This is a genomic window from Glaciihabitans sp. GrIS 2.15, from assembly GCF_035984695.1.
Taxonomy (GTDB): domain Bacteria; phylum Actinomycetota; class Actinomycetes; order Actinomycetales; family Microbacteriaceae; genus Lacisediminihabitans.
Map to the genome: position 1 here is coordinate 49,053 of NZ_JAXCHU010000004.1, position 16,000 is coordinate 65,052.

Annotated in this window: 16 protein-coding genes; 9 read left to right on the plus strand and 7 right to left on the minus strand. The window is 64.1% G+C overall.

The genetic code is table 11. The features are described from left to right. Positions 1 to 19: 19 nt before the first annotated feature. On the minus strand, positions 20 to 697 hold the full coding sequence (locus RCH11_RS06845) for a response regulator transcription factor (protein WP_327056253.1): 678 nt from the start codon (positions 695 to 697) through the stop codon (positions 20 to 22). A 1-nt stretch (position 698) separates the two neighbouring features. Continuing rightward, entirely contained in the window at positions 699 to 1,850 is a 1,152-nt protein-coding gene (locus RCH11_RS06850; protein WP_327056254.1) for a sensor histidine kinase, read from the minus strand. A gap of 169 nt (positions 1,851 to 2,019) precedes the next feature. Here RCH11_RS06850 and phoU point away from each other — a divergent pair, with 169 nt between their 5' ends. Further along, the gene (phoU, locus tag RCH11_RS06855; protein WP_327056255.1) at positions 2,020 to 2,688 is read left to right on the plus strand and encodes a phosphate signaling complex protein PhoU; all 669 of its coding nucleotides are present in this window, start codon (positions 2,020 to 2,022) and stop codon (positions 2,686 to 2,688) included. Positions 2,689 to 2,788: 100 nt separating this feature from the next. On the opposite strand, the gene RCH11_RS06860 is transcribed toward phoU, so the two are convergent. Continuing rightward, a complete protein-coding gene (locus tag RCH11_RS06860; protein ID WP_327056256.1) occupies positions 2,789 to 3,535 on the minus strand; it encodes a phosphoglyceromutase in 747 nt (248 codons plus the stop codon). Between the two features lie 117 nt (positions 3,536 to 3,652). Between RCH11_RS06860 and RCH11_RS06865 the strand changes: the two genes are divergently transcribed. Then, positions 3,653 to 4,438, plus strand: a complete 786-nt coding sequence (locus RCH11_RS06865; RefSeq protein WP_327056257.1) for a class I SAM-dependent methyltransferase — start codon at positions 3,653 to 3,655, stop codon at positions 4,436 to 4,438. Positions 4,439 to 4,451: 13 nt separating this feature from the next. On the opposite strand, the gene RCH11_RS06870 is transcribed toward RCH11_RS06865, so the two are convergent. The 4 genes from RCH11_RS06870 to RCH11_RS06885 form a co-directional block, all read right to left on the minus strand. Then, positions 4,452 to 5,546 (minus strand): FUSC family protein, encoded by a 1,095-nt coding sequence (locus tag RCH11_RS06870; protein ID WP_327056258.1) that lies wholly within the window; start codon positions 5,544 to 5,546, stop codon positions 4,452 to 4,454. A gap of 2 nt (positions 5,547 to 5,548) precedes the next feature. Then, complete coding sequence (gene ygfZ / locus RCH11_RS06875; protein WP_442789015.1) at positions 5,549 to 6,652, minus strand: CAF17-like 4Fe-4S cluster assembly/insertion protein YgfZ; 1,104 nt, start codon at positions 6,650 to 6,652, stop codon at positions 5,549 to 5,551. Further along, complete coding sequence (locus tag RCH11_RS06880) at positions 6,621 to 7,217, minus strand: FABP family protein (protein WP_327056260.1); 597 nt, start codon at positions 7,215 to 7,217, stop codon at positions 6,621 to 6,623. The genes ygfZ and RCH11_RS06880 overlap by 32 nt, the downstream gene beginning before the upstream one ends. A gap of 131 nt (positions 7,218 to 7,348) precedes the next feature. Next, the gene (locus RCH11_RS06885; RefSeq protein WP_327056261.1) at positions 7,349 to 7,639 is read right to left on the minus strand and encodes a hypothetical protein; all 291 of its coding nucleotides are present in this window, start codon (positions 7,637 to 7,639) and stop codon (positions 7,349 to 7,351) included. Positions 7,640 to 7,716: 77 nt separating this feature from the next. On the opposite strand from RCH11_RS06885, the gene RCH11_RS06890 reads away from it, so the two are divergent. From RCH11_RS06890 to pstA, 7 genes are all read left to right on the plus strand, one after another. After that, on the plus strand, positions 7,717 to 8,409 hold the full coding sequence (locus RCH11_RS06890; RefSeq protein ID WP_327056262.1) for a response regulator transcription factor: 693 nt from the start codon (positions 7,717 to 7,719) through the stop codon (positions 8,407 to 8,409). After that, positions 8,387 to 9,187: a mycothiol synthase gene (mshD, locus tag RCH11_RS06895; RefSeq protein ID WP_327056263.1), complete on the plus strand. Its 801-nt coding sequence runs from the start codon at positions 8,387 to 8,389 to the stop codon at positions 9,185 to 9,187. Before RCH11_RS06890 ends, mshD begins: the two co-directional genes overlap by 23 nt. A 64-nt stretch (positions 9,188 to 9,251) precedes the next feature. Next, on the plus strand, positions 9,252 to 11,429 hold the full coding sequence (locus RCH11_RS06900; protein WP_327056264.1) for an RNA degradosome polyphosphate kinase: 2,178 nt from the start codon (positions 9,252 to 9,254) through the stop codon (positions 11,427 to 11,429). Further along, positions 11,426 to 12,376 (plus strand): NUDIX hydrolase, encoded by a 951-nt coding sequence (locus RCH11_RS06905; RefSeq protein WP_327056265.1) that lies wholly within the window; start codon positions 11,426 to 11,428, stop codon positions 12,374 to 12,376. The genes RCH11_RS06900 and RCH11_RS06905 overlap by 4 nt, the downstream gene beginning before the upstream one ends. A gap of 169 nt (positions 12,377 to 12,545) precedes the next feature. Continuing rightward, complete coding sequence (locus RCH11_RS06910) at positions 12,546 to 13,670, plus strand: phosphate ABC transporter substrate-binding protein PstS (RefSeq protein ID WP_327056266.1); 1,125 nt, start codon at positions 12,546 to 12,548, stop codon at positions 13,668 to 13,670. Positions 13,671 to 13,776: 106 nt separating this feature from the next. After that, a complete protein-coding gene (pstC, locus tag RCH11_RS06915; RefSeq protein ID WP_442789016.1) occupies positions 13,777 to 14,868 on the plus strand; it encodes a phosphate ABC transporter permease subunit PstC in 1,092 nt (363 codons plus the stop codon). Continuing rightward, positions 14,865 to 15,971 carry a phosphate ABC transporter permease PstA gene (gene pstA, locus RCH11_RS06920; RefSeq protein WP_327056267.1) on the plus strand — a complete coding sequence of 369 codons (1,107 nt, stop codon included), beginning with the start codon at positions 14,865 to 14,867 and terminating at the stop codon, positions 15,969 to 15,971. Before pstC ends, pstA begins: the two co-directional genes overlap by 4 nt. Positions 15,972 to 16,000 lie beyond the last annotated feature (29 nt).

Below are 16,000 nucleotides of genomic sequence, written 5' to 3' on the forward strand. Positions count from 1 at the left end.
TGTGCAGAACCTGTAACCCTCAGGGTTCGAAGCGGTAGCCCAGTCCGCGCACCGTCAGAAGCATCTGCGGGTCTGACGGTTCTTTTTCGATCTTGGAACGGATGCGCTTGATGTGCACATCGAGCGTCTTGGTGTCTCCGAAATAGTCAGAGCCCCAGACCCGGTCGATGAGCTGCCCACGAGTGAGAACCCGACCGGAATTACGCAGAAGCACTTCGAGCAACTCGTATTCCTTGAGCGGCATGGCCGTATCGACACCGCGCACCGCGACGGTGTGGCGATCGACATCCATTCGCACGTCCCCGGACTCCAGGATGGCGGTGTCTTCTTCGTCCGCTTCTACGCGACGGCGCATGACCGCTCGGATACGGGCGAGCAACTCACGAGTGGAATAGGGCTTCGTCACGTAGTCATCGGCCCCGAGCTCAAGGCCGACCACCACATCCACCTCACTGTCTTTCGCCGTGAGCATGATGATCGGCACCTGCGAGCGGGTGCGGATCTCACGGCACACCTCGGTGCCAGCGATACCGGGCAACATCAGGTCGAGGAGAACGAGGTCGGCACTGTTGCGGTCGAATTCCGCGAGGGCGGAATTACCGTCCGCCGCGATCGAGGTCTCGTATCCCTCCCGCCCGAGAAGGAAGGCGAGCGGCTCGCTCAGGGAAGGTTCGTCTTCGACGATCAGGATGCGCAACTCAGGCCTCTTTCAGGGATGCTGCCACAGCGAGAGACGCCTTGGGCAGTCGGATGGTGAAGGTCGAACCATTGCCAGGCTGGGACCACACCCGGATGTCCCCGCCGTGGTTTTGCACGACGTGCTTGACGATGCTCAAGCCGAGTCCCGATCCGCCGGTATGGCGAGAACGCGCGGGATCGATGCGGAAGAAGCGCTCGAACACCCGGTCGAGTTCCTCGTCTGGGATACCGATGCCCTGGTCGGTGACCGCGATCTCGACGATACCGTCGGAATTCTTCACTCCCACTCCGACCCTGGAACCCTTGGGCGAATACTGGATTGCATTGGCGATGAGGTTGTGAAGGGCCACCGCGAGGAGCGGCTCGTCGCCGTAGACCTCCGCGCCGGCATCCCCGCCGCTGACGATCGTAACCCGACTGGATTCCGCGGCGACCCGGTTCTGGTCGATGGCAAGCGCGACAACACGATCGATCTCCACGACCTCGGGCTTTGTGAGGGCATCCGCTGCCTGCAGCCGGGAGAGCTCGATGATCTCCTGGGTGATGCGGGCAAGCCGATCCGCTTCCTTGGTGAGACGTTTGGCGAAACGGCGCACCTGGTCCGGCTCATCGGATGCCGCCTCGAGTGCCTCGGCGAGCAGGCCGACCGCGCCGATCGGTGTCTTGAGTTCGTGGCTGATATTGGCGACGAAGTCCCGTCGCACCTCGTCGAGCCGGTAGGACTCGGTACGGTCCTCCGCGAGCAACAGGATGTAGCGCGCACCGAGGCGCGCAACTCGCACGAACAGGTAGATATTCGCGTCGCCGAACGGTCCCCTGGCGAGCTCGAGCTCCTGGGTGATCGGCTCACCGTAGCGTCGCACCCGGTCAACTATCGTGACGAGTTCGGGATGCACAAGCGACTGGTTCCACACCAGTCCGAACGCCATCGCGCCCGGGCTCGCCTTCACCACCGTGTTGGACGGGTCGAGTACGATTCCCGCGGATTCGAGGGCCTCGATCACCTGGTCGACACCGTCTGGAACCGCCGTGCTCACGACATCCACCGCCCGCTGGCCGCGGCGTGCGGACGTAACGAGTACCGCAGTGACGCCCGCGCCGACGACGACGCCGAACGCAAGCGCGAGCGGCACCAACAGGGCGGAGTCCATAGCGACTAGATTAGTAACATCCGGCAGGTTGGCTCACCCCCGCACCACATGCGGCTCCGGCACTTGGCGTGTTGTTCAGACGCGGTTCCCCCGCTGTTCACCTGCGCGGGAGAGGGTTGGAGCAGAACTGTGCGGGAATCCAAGGCTCGCAGCGAAAGGGATTCAGACGATGCGCGAGGTATTTCAGCAGGAACTGGCGGAGGTGCAGGAACGCCTAGTGGAGATCGCGACTCTCGTAGAGAACTCGATCGACAACGCCACTCGCGCTTTCAATGAATCCAACGTGTCTCTCGCCGAGGCCGTCATCGCCGCCGACGACAGGATCGACACAGCGGCTATCGCACTCGATGAGCTCGCCATCAACATCCTTGCTCGGCAGCAGCCCGTCGCCCGCGACCTGCGTATCGTGGTGAGCGCTCTGCGAATCAGCGCCTCGCTCGAGCGGATGGGCGACATGTCTGAACACATCGCCCAACTCGCGCGATACCGCTTTCCCGACAAGGTAGTACCGAAGTCGCTCCGCAGCACCTTCGCCGAACTCGGCCGGCTCGACGTTCAGATCGCTCGCAAGCTGACGGAACTGTTGCGCACCGAAGACGTACGGCTCGCAGAGGAGATCCGCAACGAAGACGACCAGATCGACGCGTTGCACCTCAGCGTGTTTGAGAAGGTGCTCGGCGAGAGCTGGAAGGGTGGGGCCGTTGACACAGTGGATGCCACTCTCGCGTCGCGCTATCACGAGCGTTTTGCCGACCACGCCGTGTCCATCGCCAAGAAGGTGCAGTACCTCGCCACTGGCGACTGGGTAGCCGCAGGAATCCACCCCGGAGGGTCGTAACGCCAGCCACCCACCATCTCCCGTTTTTGCGACCACCTCGCTGTTCACACAGCGAGGTGGTCGCAAAAAGCCGAGGTGGTCGGGTGGGATCGCTCGCGAGCTACTTCTGAGCCCCCTGCGCTGCGACCGCGGCAGCGCCGGCGGCAGCGGCCTCTGGGTCGAGGTACACGCCCGGTTTCACCGGCGCGAAGGTCTCGTCAAGCGTGTAGACGAGCGGGATGCCGGTGGGGATATTGAGTTCCGCAATCTCGTCATCCGAAATGTGGTCGAGGTGCTTCACGAGAGCGCGAAGTGAATTGCCGTGTGCGGTCACGAGCACCGTCTTGCCCGCGGCGAGGTCGACGGTGATTTCGGATTCCCAGTAGGGAAGCATCCGGTCGATCACCAACTTGAGGGACTCTGTGCGCGGAAGATCCGCGCCGAGCCCGGCATAGCGCGGGTCGTGCGCCTGCGAGAACTCGCTGTCGTCCGCCAGCGGCGGCGGCGGCACGTCGAACGAGCGACGCCAGGTCAGGAACTGCTCCGGTCCATACTCGGCGAGGGTCTGCGCCTTGTCCTTTCCCTGCAGCGCGCCGTAGTGGCGCTCGTTCAGCCGCCAGCTGCGTTTCACGTCGATCCAGTCGCGATCCGCGACATCCAGGGCGATGTCCGCGGTATGGATCGCGCGCTTGAGCACACTCGTGTACTGGATGTCCGGCAGGATTGCGGACTCGGCGAGAAGCTCGCCCGCACGTCGAGCTTCGGCGCGTCCCTGGTCGCTCAGGTCGACATCCACCCAACCGGTGAACAGGTTTTTCTTATTCCAATCGGAGTTGCCGTGGCGCAGAAGAATGAGCGTGTACGTCATGCGCCAACTCTACCGAGCGCCCTGCACCCCGGGACTCCTGCAATTCGCGGCGCCCGGACTCCCTCGGCCCAAGAATCGCCGCAGTGATGCGCGGAAAGTCACTGGGATACTGGAGTCATGCCCATCGGTTCGATCACGCGAGGGACCACCGGCACCAACCGCCTTCGCCGAGTCGACCGGTGGATCGCGCAGCTTCCGGCCTTCCGCCGCGCGACCGATCCGCTCGTGGTGGACCTTGGATACGGAGCATCCGCGACGACGACTCTCGAATTACACCAACGCCTGGGCCGGGTGCTGCCGAAGGTAGAGGTGGTCGGCCTCGAGATCGATCCGGCGCGGGTGAAACTGGCAGCGATCTCCGCCCGGCCCGGCGTGCGCTTCACTCTTGGCGGATTCGAGGTTCCATTGCCCGGTGGACGATCGGCAACGGTCATCCGCGCACTCAATGTTTTGCGGCAGTATCGGGAATCCGAAGTTTTCGCCGCCTGGCACCACATGGTCTCCCGCCTTGAGCCGGGCGGGGTGCTGGTCGAAGGCACCTGCAATGAGGTGGGTTCTGTGGCTAGCTGGGTGGATGTCGCGGCCGACGGCCCGCGCACCCTCACGGTGAGCCTGCGCCTCGCCGACCTCGAACGGCCGTCCATCGTGGCGGAGCGGCTTCCCAAGGTGCTGATCCATCGCAACGTGCCGGGCGAACGGGTGCACGAGTTTCTTCTCGACCTTGATCGACACTGGCAGTTGAACGCTTCCCTCTCGGCCTACGGCCCATCGCAGCGGTGGATCGCCACCGCCAAGGGACTGGTCGAAGCGGGCTGGCCGGTGCAGGCCGGCCGTTCCCGCTGGAAGCTCGGTGAACTGACCGTGGACTGGGCTGCGGTGGCACCCCAGGGTTTTACCTGGTGAGAAGACCCCGCAGCTACACCTCGGGAAGCAGCGCGCGGGCCTTATCGACCGGCAGGTCGGCCGCGGTGAGCAGGTCGACCAGCAGCGGTCGCATCATCAGGATCACGACCGAGTCGGTTACCGGCGCACCCTTGACGGCGGTGTCCGGACGCAGCCTCTCGACCACCGCCACGAGTCCGACTCGCACGGTGTCCCCGAGCAATGGGTCGTCGAGGCTCTGGCCGAGTAGCTCGACCGAGGTGCCGAGGCTCGCCATGATCGATGCAATCACGGGCCGCGGCACCCCGTCGCGCACGAGGAAGTCGATGCGCCGGGCGATCACTCGCAGGTTGCGCGTGGCGAGATCCATGCCGCGCAGCACCCGAACCTGGGCGAGCAGGTCGGGCCGGTACCGACGGAGGAACGGTGAGATGCGCGCGATGGCTGCCGCCGAGTCGAGGGATGCCGCCCAGCTATCAATGACCGGCTGAGTCGCGCGCAGGCCCTCGAGGGCGTGCTCCGCGGCGGGTTCGTCCGCCTTCTCCAGTGCGATGACGAGGGAGGCGAGCGCGTCGGTGAGTGAGGCGAACAGGCGGCGAGCGTCCCGACTAGCGAAACGTCTCGGATCTCTCGGGAGCAGCGCGGTGACGGCTAGCGCTACGACACCGGCGACGATACCGTCGATGCTGCGCACGAACGGTCCACCGGGCGGGACCGGAAGCAGGATGACCAGCATCGACTGCACCCCGGCGGCGATCGCGAACGCATTGCTCGAGGACAATACTCGCGCCACCACCAGAGTGATCATCAGCACGACCGCGATCTGCCAGGTGCCCTGACCGATGAGGAGCACCATCACTTCGCTCAGTGCGATACCGATGACCATTCCCACGGCCGTTTCGAGCACCCGTAGCGGGCGGGCATCCCGCACGAATCCCAGGCTCGAGATCGTGACAGTGACCGCGATCAGGGGCAACGCGTGCCCGAGCACGAAATGGGCGAAAGCGTAGGAGAGGGTGGCGGCGATCGCGATCTGCAGCGCCGGCACCAGGGAATCGATGGCGCGCTCCCCCGACGACCGCAAGTCGAACAGGTGCGGCACCGCCGAGCGCAGGCTGCTCGCGTTCATCCTCAGCGCTTGACTGCGCCGAGACGGGGCAGTCGGGGCACGTTCGCAGCGGCTCCCGCGTCGGGCGGCACGACGATCTCCTGGGCGGCTGGCACGAGGATGCCCTCGGATCGCACCGCAAGTTCAGCCAGCGGATCGGTGGTGCGCTTGACGACCGCAAGCGCGATCGGACCGAGTTCGAAATGTTGGGCGGCGGATGTCACATGCCCGACCGTGCTCTCGCCGAGCAGCACCTCATCTCCGCGCGACGGCAGCACGGAGTCGGAGCCGTCGAGGTGCAGCATCACCAGGCGACGCGGCGGATGCCCCAGATTGTGCACCTTGGCGACCGTTTCCTGCCCGCGGTAGCAGCCCTTGGTGAGGTGCACGGCCGAGCGCAGCCAGTCGAGTTCGTGCGGGATGGTCTTCTCGTCGCCCTCGGTGGCCAGCCGTGGCCGCCACGCGGCAATTCGGAGGGCCTCTAGGGCGAGAAATCCGGCTAACGGCAGGTCGAGTTCGGCGAGAGTTGCGCGAGGAATGAGCATTTCGCTGTACGTCCACTGCACCGCCGGGTGATGCTCGACGGCGGCATACTGCCAACCCCCGGGAGTCACGGCCGACCACGGGTCGTTCCACACGAGCGGCACGCCGTTGGGTGAGGCGACGAGAATCTGCGGCGACCCGAAAGCGCCGATCGTCGCGAGCTCGTTCGTGCGGTCCCGCAGCTCGACGCGCAGCATGAACACCATTGTGGAGAGCCAGGCCAACAGGCCGGGCGCTTCCTCGCGCTCGAGAAGCAGCCAGAGATCGACACCGTCGTCGAGCAGTCGCACGGCGTACTCGAGGCGGCCGGTCGCATCGAGGAGCAGTGTCTCGCTCGACTGGCCCGGCTTCAGATCGGTGACGCTCTGCGAGGTGAGCGAATTGATCCAGGTGAGACGATCGGCGCCGGAGATGGAAAGCACTGCTCGATGGGAGAGGTCGACGACCGCATCGCCCGCGGCGAGGGCGCGCTGCTCAGCGAGGGGGTTGCCGTAGTGCGCGGCCACGCCGGCATCCGCCCCGGTACCATCCACTGCACCGCTTCGCGTGAGCTCACTCAAGGCGAGCCAACCTTCCGGAGGCATGGGTGGCGAGTTCCTGGCCGAGAGCAGCCAGGTCCCACGCCCAGAGCATGTGGTTGTCGACCAAGCCGTAGATACGGGTAGAAGCGGTGTGCTCTTTCGAGGTCACGGAACGCATCACCGCGTCCGTTGCCAGGTCGATACGTGGGCCTTTCACCTGGCCGACATAGAGCTCGCTCACCCCGCCCGGATGCAGAATCGATACCTCGATGTCGAACCCGTCTGTCGCGTTACGCAGGGTCTCGACCGCGCGCGCGGTCGTGAATGGCTGGATTCCCACCCCCGCTAGCAGCCCCGGCCCCGGATCGCCCTCGGTTGCTTGCCTGCTGAGCCGCCAGTAGCCGGTTTCGGTGGCAAGAGGAGTGAGATCGTCATCGAGCAGCCAGGTGTACGAGGTGTAGTTGAGGTGCGGGAGTCCGTCGTGGGTGAAACTCATTCGGTGCCCGAACTCGTAATTGCGGGTTTCGCCCCCGACGTCGTAGTTGACGACACCGGTTCCTTCCCAGACACCGATCAGCCAGGACAGCGGTACCAGCTCAGCAGGCAGGTTGACCGGTAGATCGATCACGGCGGCCCGGACTAGCGCTGGCCGCGGAAGAGGTTGAACAGCACCACGACGGAGACATAACCGATGGCAAGAGTGGTGAGAATCAGCAGGCCGATGAAGAACAGCTCAAGACCGAGATACATGCTTCGATCCTACGCGGCGCGCAGCTGCAGAGTGCCAAGCACGAGGGTTGCGATGCCGAGAATCAGCACCGAGCCGCCGAGGCAGGCCATCATGCGGTCGACAAGGCCTTCTTTTTGCACTATCGCGAGCTGGATGCAGAAGGTGAGCAGAACATCCGCCGCGAGCACGAGAGCTAACCAGTCAAGGTACTGCGGGCGGGGCGCGATCAAGCCGATGAGAACAGAGCCGACGACCGCAAGCGACCACACCGGAACCACGCTCGTGAGCGCGAGGCGGGTAGCGGGCTGGTTGAGGGTCACGCCCTAATTCTGCCCTACCCGCGCCTGACGGGGCCCACAAGTGCCTTTAGACTGTTGATCGGCACTTGGAGGACTCGTTGGCGCAGATATTGATCCTGACCTCCGCCGTCAACAGCGATGTCTTGCCCGCCCTCGGACTTCTCAGTCACCGAACGCGGCAGATCCCCGCCGAGCCGGCGTCGCTCATCACCGCGCCGAGTTGTGATCTCATTCTCGTGGACGCGCGGCGAGACCTGGCAAGTGCCAAGTCACTGTGCAAGATCCTCAACACAACCGGTGTGAACGTTCCCCTCATGCTCATCCTCACCGAGGGTGGTCTCACCGCCGTGAGTGCAGACTGGGGCGTGGACGACGTGATCCTCGAGACAGCGGGGCCCGCCGAAGTGGATGCCCGCATCCGCCTCGTCGTCGGACGCCAGGCACTCGACAAGACCAGCAACAAAATCCACGCCTCTGGCGTGGTTATCGACGAAGCGAGCTACTCGGCGAAGGTGCATGGGCGACCCCTCGACCTCACATTCAAAGAATTCGAGCTCCTGCGGTTTCTCGCGACGCATCCGTCCCGCGTCTTCACCCGCGAGCAGTTGCTCAGCGAGGTATGGGGCTACGACTACTTCGGCGGCACCCGCACCGTGGATGTGCACGTGCGGCGCCTGCGCGCGAAGCTCGGCGACCTCGAATCGTTGATCGGCACCGTGCGCAACGTCGGCTATCGCTTCAACCTCTACGAAGACGACACCGAGCGCCTTGCCCAGGCCGTCAATTCCTGACTCGCTCGCTCGACTCATCGAGCGATGCCGGGATGCCGACCGCCAGCCGCCGTTCTCGGACGGCACGCTCGTGCAACTGCGCAGCGGCGAGAAGCAGCTGCTCGAGCGGGATGGAGCGGCGGCCGTCTACTCCGCCACCGAGGCTGAATTCGCGGTGGATCCTGCTGTGCGCGGGAGGGGGATCGGCACCGGGGTACTCGAGGAGATCCTCAAGAAGAGCGATCCCACCGTAAAAATCTGGGCGCACGGCGATCATCCGGCCGCCAGCGCTCTCGCGGCCAGCCACGGGTTCGCGCCGGTGCGACGCCTGCTCCAGCTGCGTGCACCGGTGGAGGATACCCCCGCCGCACAGACCGCTGGAAGCACGTTTCGCCCTGGGGTCGACGATGCGGCCTGGCTGGCGCTGAACTCCCGCGCGTTCGCCTTCCACCCCGAACAGGGTTTGGTATCCCAGGCCGACCTTGAGGAGCTGATGCGCGAGCCGTGGTTCGACGCCGAGGACTTCCTCGTGCTTCGGGACGGAGACGCCCTGATCGGATACTGCTGGCTGAAGATCCAGGAGCCGATCGGCGAGTTCTACGTGGTCGGTGTCGCCCCGGAGCGGCAGGGTGAGGGCCTCGGCCGCCAGCTCATGGACGCCGGGTTCGCGCGGCTCGCCGCCCGCGGCATCCGCACCGCCGCCCTGTACGTCGAGTCTGACAATGTGCCTGCCGTTGCCCTGTACCGCTCGCTCGGATTCAGCGAGCACTCACTGGATATTCAGTACGCCCGCGCCTGAGTCGTTTACCCCGCGTTAACACGGCCCGCGATGTGGGCAAGAGGCGAGGTGCAATGATGAATGTATGAGCAACGAGACCTATATAGGCGACGCCGGATTGGCCACCGACAGTCTCGACGACGACGACTACGAGTCCACCTGGGTCGACGACGGCACCCTGCCGCCCGATCGTTACCTCGACCGCGAGCTGAGCTGGCTGGCCTTCAACACCCGGGTGCTCGAACTCGCCGAAGATCCGGAACTCCCCCTTCTCGAGCGGGCTAACTTCCTCGCGATCTTCGCGAGCAATCTCGACGAGTTCTTCATGGTGCGCATCGCAGGGCTCAAGCGCCGCATCCTCACCGGTCTTGCCGTTCCCACCAACATCGGGGCGGCGCCGACCGAAGTACTTGCCGTGATTCAGGATCGTGTCCATGAGCTGCAGGCTCGCCACGCTCTCGCCTTTCGCGAGCTCGTCAAGCCGGAGCTCGACGACGCCGGGATCCACATCGAAACCTGGGCCGATCTCGGGCAGGTCGATCGTGACTCCCTCGACGAGATCTTCGCGGCCCGCATCTTCCCGGTGCTGATGCCACTGGCAGTCGACCCGGCGCATCCGTTTCCTTATATCTCCGGACTCTCGCTCAACCTGTCGATCCGGGTACGAAACCCAAGGATCGGTAAGGACGAGTTCGCTCGACTCAAGGTGCCGCCGATGCTGCCGCGTTTCGTGCAGCTACCGGATGACGGCAGCGGCCTTCTGCGCTTCATCCCACTTGAAGACCTCATTTCCAACCACCTCGGTGACCTGTTTCCCGGCATGGAAGTGCTCGACCACCATGAGTTCCGCGTCACCCGCAACGAGGACGTCGTTCTGGAGGAAGACGAGTCAGAGAACCTCATCCAGACCCTCGAGCGCGAGTTGCTTCGTCGGCGATTCGGTCCGCCCATCCGCCTTGAGATCACCGATGACATGGATGACCGCACGCTCAACCTGCTCGTGCGGGAGCTCGATATCACGGACTCGGAGGTCTATCGGCTTCCCGCTCCCCTCGACCTCGGCGGACTCTTCGAGCTGAACAAGATTGATCGCCCGACGCTCAAGTACCGTCGGCACGTGCCGACGACTGCGGCTCAGCTCATGCCGATCGAACCGAACGCTGCACCGGACATCTTTGGGTCGATAGCGCGGCAGGATATTCTGCTTCACCACCCTTATGAGTCCTTCGCCACGAGCGTGCAGGCTTTTCTCGAACAGGCCGCGACCGATCCGAACGTGCTCGCCATCAAACAGACCCTCTACCGCACCTCCGGCGACAGCCCGATCGTCGAAGCCCTCATTCAGGCCGCCGAAGCCGGCAAGCAGGTGCTCGCCCTGGTCGAAATCAAGGCTCGTTTTGACGAGTCGGCGAACATCTCCTGGGCGCGCAAGCTCGAGAAAGCCGGCGTGCACGTTGTCTACGGTCTCGTGGGGCTGAAGACTCACTGCAAGCTGGCGCTCGTGATCCGCCAGGAGAACGGCGTGCTCAAGCACTACAGCCATATCGGCACGGGCAACTACAATCCCAAGACGAGTCGAATCTATGAGGACTTCGGACTCCTCACCGCAAGCGGTACCGTCGGTAAGGACCTCACTCGGCTGTTCAACGAACTCTCCGGCTACGCGATTGAGAAGAAGTTCAAGCGACTGCTCGTGGCGCCGCTGCACTTGCGCAAGGGTCTGATCAAACGCATCCGTATCGAGGCAGAGAACGCACGAAACGGTATGCCGTCGGGCATCCGGATCAAGCTCAACTCGATCGTCGACGAGGCCATCATCGATGCCCTCTATCGGGCCAGTGAGGCCGGTGTGCCCGTCGAACTGCTCGTGCGCGGCATCTGCGGCGTGAAACCGGGAGTCGAGGGACTCAGCGGCAACATCGACGTTCGGTCGATTCTCGGGCGCTATCTCGAGCACTCCCGCATCTTCTCATTCATCAATGGCGGGGATCCGCAGGTCTATATCGGCAGCGCCGACCTGATGCACCGCAACCTGGATCGCCGGGTGGAGGCGCTCGTGCGGCTCACCAACCCCGAGCACCTGCGCGAGATTGAAGACCTCTTCGATCTCGCGATGTCTGACGATACCGCCCACTGGAAGCTCGCGGCCGACGGCAGCTGGACGCGTCACTACCGGGCGGATGACGGCTCGTTGCTCGACGACATGCAGAACGTGATCATGCAACAGGTTTCCCAGAGAAAGCGCACCGGAGTAGTCCGTTGACCCTCACCGGCCCCGCTGTCGTGCAAGCCGCTGGAGCAGTCTGTTGGCGCGAGACCGCCGACGGTATCGAACTGCTCGTGGTGCATCGCGGTGACCGTGCAGACGTCTCCATCCCCAAGGGCAAAGTCGACCAGGGGGAAACCCCGCCCCAGACCGCCGTTCGTGAGATCGCCGAGGAAACCGGGCTCGTGATCGCCCTCGGTGCCCCGCTCGGCACGACCGAATACACCATGCCAGGGGGGCGCGAGAAGATCGTGCACTACTGGTCGGCGGAAGTTTCGGATGCCGCGATCTCCGAATCAACTTTCGTCGCAAACAAGGAGGTCGCCGCCGTTCAATGGCTCTCGGTCACGGCGGCCCGTGCGGCGCTCAGCTACGACCTCGACCGTGATGTGCTCGATCGGTTCTCGGCCCGCGTGGAAGCCGGCACCATCCGTACCTTCCCGATCATCGTGTTGCGCCACGCCCGCGCGGTGCCACCGGGCAGCTGGGATGGACCGGATGCCACGCGCCCCCTGCTGCACCGCGGCATCGAGCAGTCTCACAATGTCGCTCCGGCCATCGCCGCCTGGGCGCCGCAGAAACTCATCAGCAGCACGGCGGTGCGCTGCCTCGCCACGATCGAACCCGTCGCGGTTATCACCGGACTTACCGTGAAGCGGTCTGTCGGCATCAGCCAGGACGCCTACGAAGACGGAACCGCCCGCGTGCGCAAAACCGTGCGCAAACGACTTGCGGCCGGCATCGCGGTGGTTCTGTGCAGCCATGGACCCGTGATCCCGGAGATCATCGACGAGACGGCCGCGCTCACCAACACGCCGCTCGATGCGCCCCTGCGGCGGGCCGGAATGTTATCTACCTCGGAATTCACGGTGATGCATGTCTCGTCCGATCATCCGGATGCCCCGCTCGTGGCCATAGAAACGCACGGTCCGGCCTTTCTCTAGGGCCCCGACCCGCGTGATAATTCGAAGCTCGTTAACCTCTTGTTCACCTTCTAGGACGATCGTGGACACTCGCCGCACATAGCGTCTTCTCTTGGACCAGCACCGGTCTTCCCGGCGGCCGAGCCACAAGCTGCTCGCCTGCCGGAGTCACCATCCCGAAGGGAACACAGTGAAGTTCACTCACGCCGCTTCGGCGGGCGCACTCGCGCTCGTCGCCGCACTCGCACTCTCCTCTTGTGCAAGCACCCCAAGCACGCCGGCCGCCAGCAACACGCCAAAGGCGAGTTCCGCAGCGATCGATAAGAACCTCACCGGCACCATCACCGCCGGAGGATCAAGCGCACAGGCCAACGCCGAGGCAGCCTGGATCGCCGCGTTCAAGACGCAGGCCGCTGGCGTCACCATCAACTACGACAAGTCGCAGGGCTCGGGTGGTGGAGTCACCAACTGGCTCGCCGGCAGCTACGACTTCGCGGGCTCCGACTCGCCCCTCAGCCCCGTGCAGCAGACCGCTGCCGCTACGCTCTGTGGAGCTGGCGGAGCGCTCAACCTGCCGGTCTACCTCGACGGCGTCGCGATCGTCTTCAACCTCACCGGAGTATCGAAGCTCAACCTCTCCTCGGCAACGGTCGCCAAGATCTTCAGCCTTCAGGTGAAGACCTGGAATGACCCGGCAATCGCCGCCGACAACCCCGGCGTCACGCTTCCCGCCACCGCGATCACCACCGTGACCCGCTCGGATGGATCGGGCACCACCCAGAACTTCACCAACTACCTCAGCACCGTGCAGCCAACGGTCTGGACCTCGCCGGCGAGCAACAAATGGCCGATCGCCGGATCGAGCGCCCAGCAGGGTGGCTCCGGTGTCGTGAACACCGTCAAGGCCGGTAACGGAACCATCGGTTACGCCGACCACAGCGCCATCGGCACCCTCACCGCCGCCTCAATCCAGGTCGGTACCGATAAGGACTTCGTTGCATTCAGCCCGAAGGGCGCGACCAACGCGTTCACCGCGGCGGCCGTTGCAGCCCCCACAACAGTCAAGGGTGACCTCGCGCAGAAGCTCGACTACACCAAGATCACTGACAAGTCGGCCTACCCGATCCCGCTGGTCTCCTACCAGATCGTTTGCAGCGCCTTCAAGACCCCCGCCCAGGCCAAGCTCGTGAAGGCATACGTCGGCTACATCGCCAGCGACATCGGCCAGAAGATCACCGCCGCTAACGCCGGTTCTGCTCCGATCCCGGCGAGTATGCTCGCGTCGATCCAGAAGAGCCTCGCTCTGGTCAAGTAGTCGTTGTTCTGCCAGTCTGTGGTCTGGTCGAATTGCACTCACCAGTGCAAATGATCAGGCCACGGGCTGGCTCACGACGTGTCAGGCACCCTCGAGAAAGCAACCAGTGAGTACCACAGAAGCTGTTCCCTCCCTCCCGAGTGCTGCTGCGTCAACCGGTCCTCGCTCCCCGTTAAAGGGATCGGGGCCAGCCCGCGTAAAGTCCAGGCCAGCCGACCGCATCTTCTTCGGCCTCAGCTTCGGCTCCGCGGTGTCGATCATGGTGATCCTCGCCGGTGTCGCTCTCTTCCTGATCGTGCAGGCGGTGCCCGCAATCGTCGCGGACTGGGCGACCAACCCCGAGCTCAGCTCCGGCTTCACCGGCGGCTACACCAGCTTCTGGGCTTATGTCGGACCGCTCATCTGGGGTACCCTGTGGGTCTCCGCCATCGCCCTGATTATCGGTGCGCCCATCGCGATCGGTATTGCACTCTTTATCTCCCACTACGCGCCCCGCCGCATCGCTGGCGTGCTCGGCTACCTCGTCGACCTCCTCGCCGCCGTACCGTCAATTGTGTTCGGCCTCTGGGGCATCATCGTGATTCGCCCCCTGCTTCTACCGCTCTCCGAGTGGCTCAACCACAATCTCGGCTGGATCCCCATCTTCGGCGGTCAGGTCTCGACCACCGGTTCGACCATTCTGGCCGGAGCCGTCGTGCTGGCGGTGATGATTCTGCCCATCATCAGCTCGATCTCGCGTGAGATCTTCCTGCAGACGCCGCGACTCCACGAGGAGGCTGCGCTCGCGCTCGGCGCCACCAAGTGGGAAATGATCACGCTCGCGGTCTTCCCCTACGCTCGTTCCGGCGTGGTGAGCGCCACGCTGCTCGGCCTCGGTCGTGCGCTTGGTGAAACCATGGCGATCGCCCTCATCATCTCGCCATCGATCCAGGTCTCCACCCGCATTCTCACCGAGGGAGAGAATTCGCAGACGATCGCCGCCAACATCGCGCTCAACTTTCCCATCGCGAACACTCTCCAGCGGGAGGCTCTCATCGGCAGTGGGCTCATGCTGTTCGTGATCTCGCTCGCGGTCAACATGATCGCGCGCTTCATTGTGTCTCGCACCGGGTCGAGCAAGAAGAGCCAAAAAACGCGCAGGGTTCGTGTTTCGGAATCCGCTGCTGCTTCCTCTGAGTCCGCTGGAGGCGAGGGATGACCGCAACCGCGCAGTCCGGGATTCGCAAGCCGCGAGGCCCGATGACCAACGCACTCACTACTGGCCAGCTGCCGCGCTTCATCGAGTTCTACGTGCTCGTCGGAGCCCTCGTCATCAGCGGCGGTGCCCTTGCGCTGATGGGGTTCAACTGGGGAGGCTGGATCTTCGTCTCCATCATCGTTTACCTCATCGGGCTTGCCGCACTCTCCACTGTGGCCGAAAACCGCCGAAAGGCCGTCGATCGCGTCGTGCGCAGTCTCGTGACGATCGCATTCCTGCTGGCGATTGCACCGCTCATCTCCACCCTGTTTACGGTGACGGCGAAAGGTATCGGCCAGCTCAACTGGGCATTCATCTCCCAGACCGGTGGCGCCGTTTTCGATCCAACGACTCTCAAGGTCGCGGTCACCTCCGGCGCACTTCAAGCCATCGTCGGCACCCTCGAGATCACCGGCATCGCGGCGCTCATGTCGATCCCGATCGGCCTGCTCACCTCGATCTACCTGGTGGAATATGCCCAGCCCCAGCAGTGGATGGCGCGTACAGTGACCTTCCTGGTTGACGTGATGACGGGCATCCCCTCGATCGTCGCCGGGCTGTTCGCGTTCGCGCTCTTTACTCTCGTCGTCGGGCCGAAGGCGTTCAGCGGTTTCTCGGCTTCGGTTGCCCTGTCGGTACTCATGATTCCGATCATCGTGCGCGCGTGCGAAGAGATGCTTCGGCTGGTGCCGCATGACCTGCGCGAGGCATCCTTCGCTCTCGGAGTATCGCGCTTTTCCACGATCGTAAAAATTGTGCTGCCGACCGCGATCGCTGGCATCATCACCGGCATCATGCTCGCTATCGCCAGGGTCATCGGCGAGACCGCGCCGATCTTCATCGCGGCGAGCTTCACCGACAACCTCAACTTCAACCCCTTTTTCGGGCCGATGCAGACTCTGCCGGTACTCGCCTACGCCGGCTACAAGTTCCCCGGGCAAGACATCGCTTCATCGAACGCGTCGGCCTGGGGTGCGGCTCTGCTACTCGTGCTCATCGTCGTTATTCTCAATATCATCGCCCGCATCATCGCTCGGATCTTCGCCCCCAAGATCGCCCGATAGCGGCACGACGAACAGACCCGAAGGAAAAC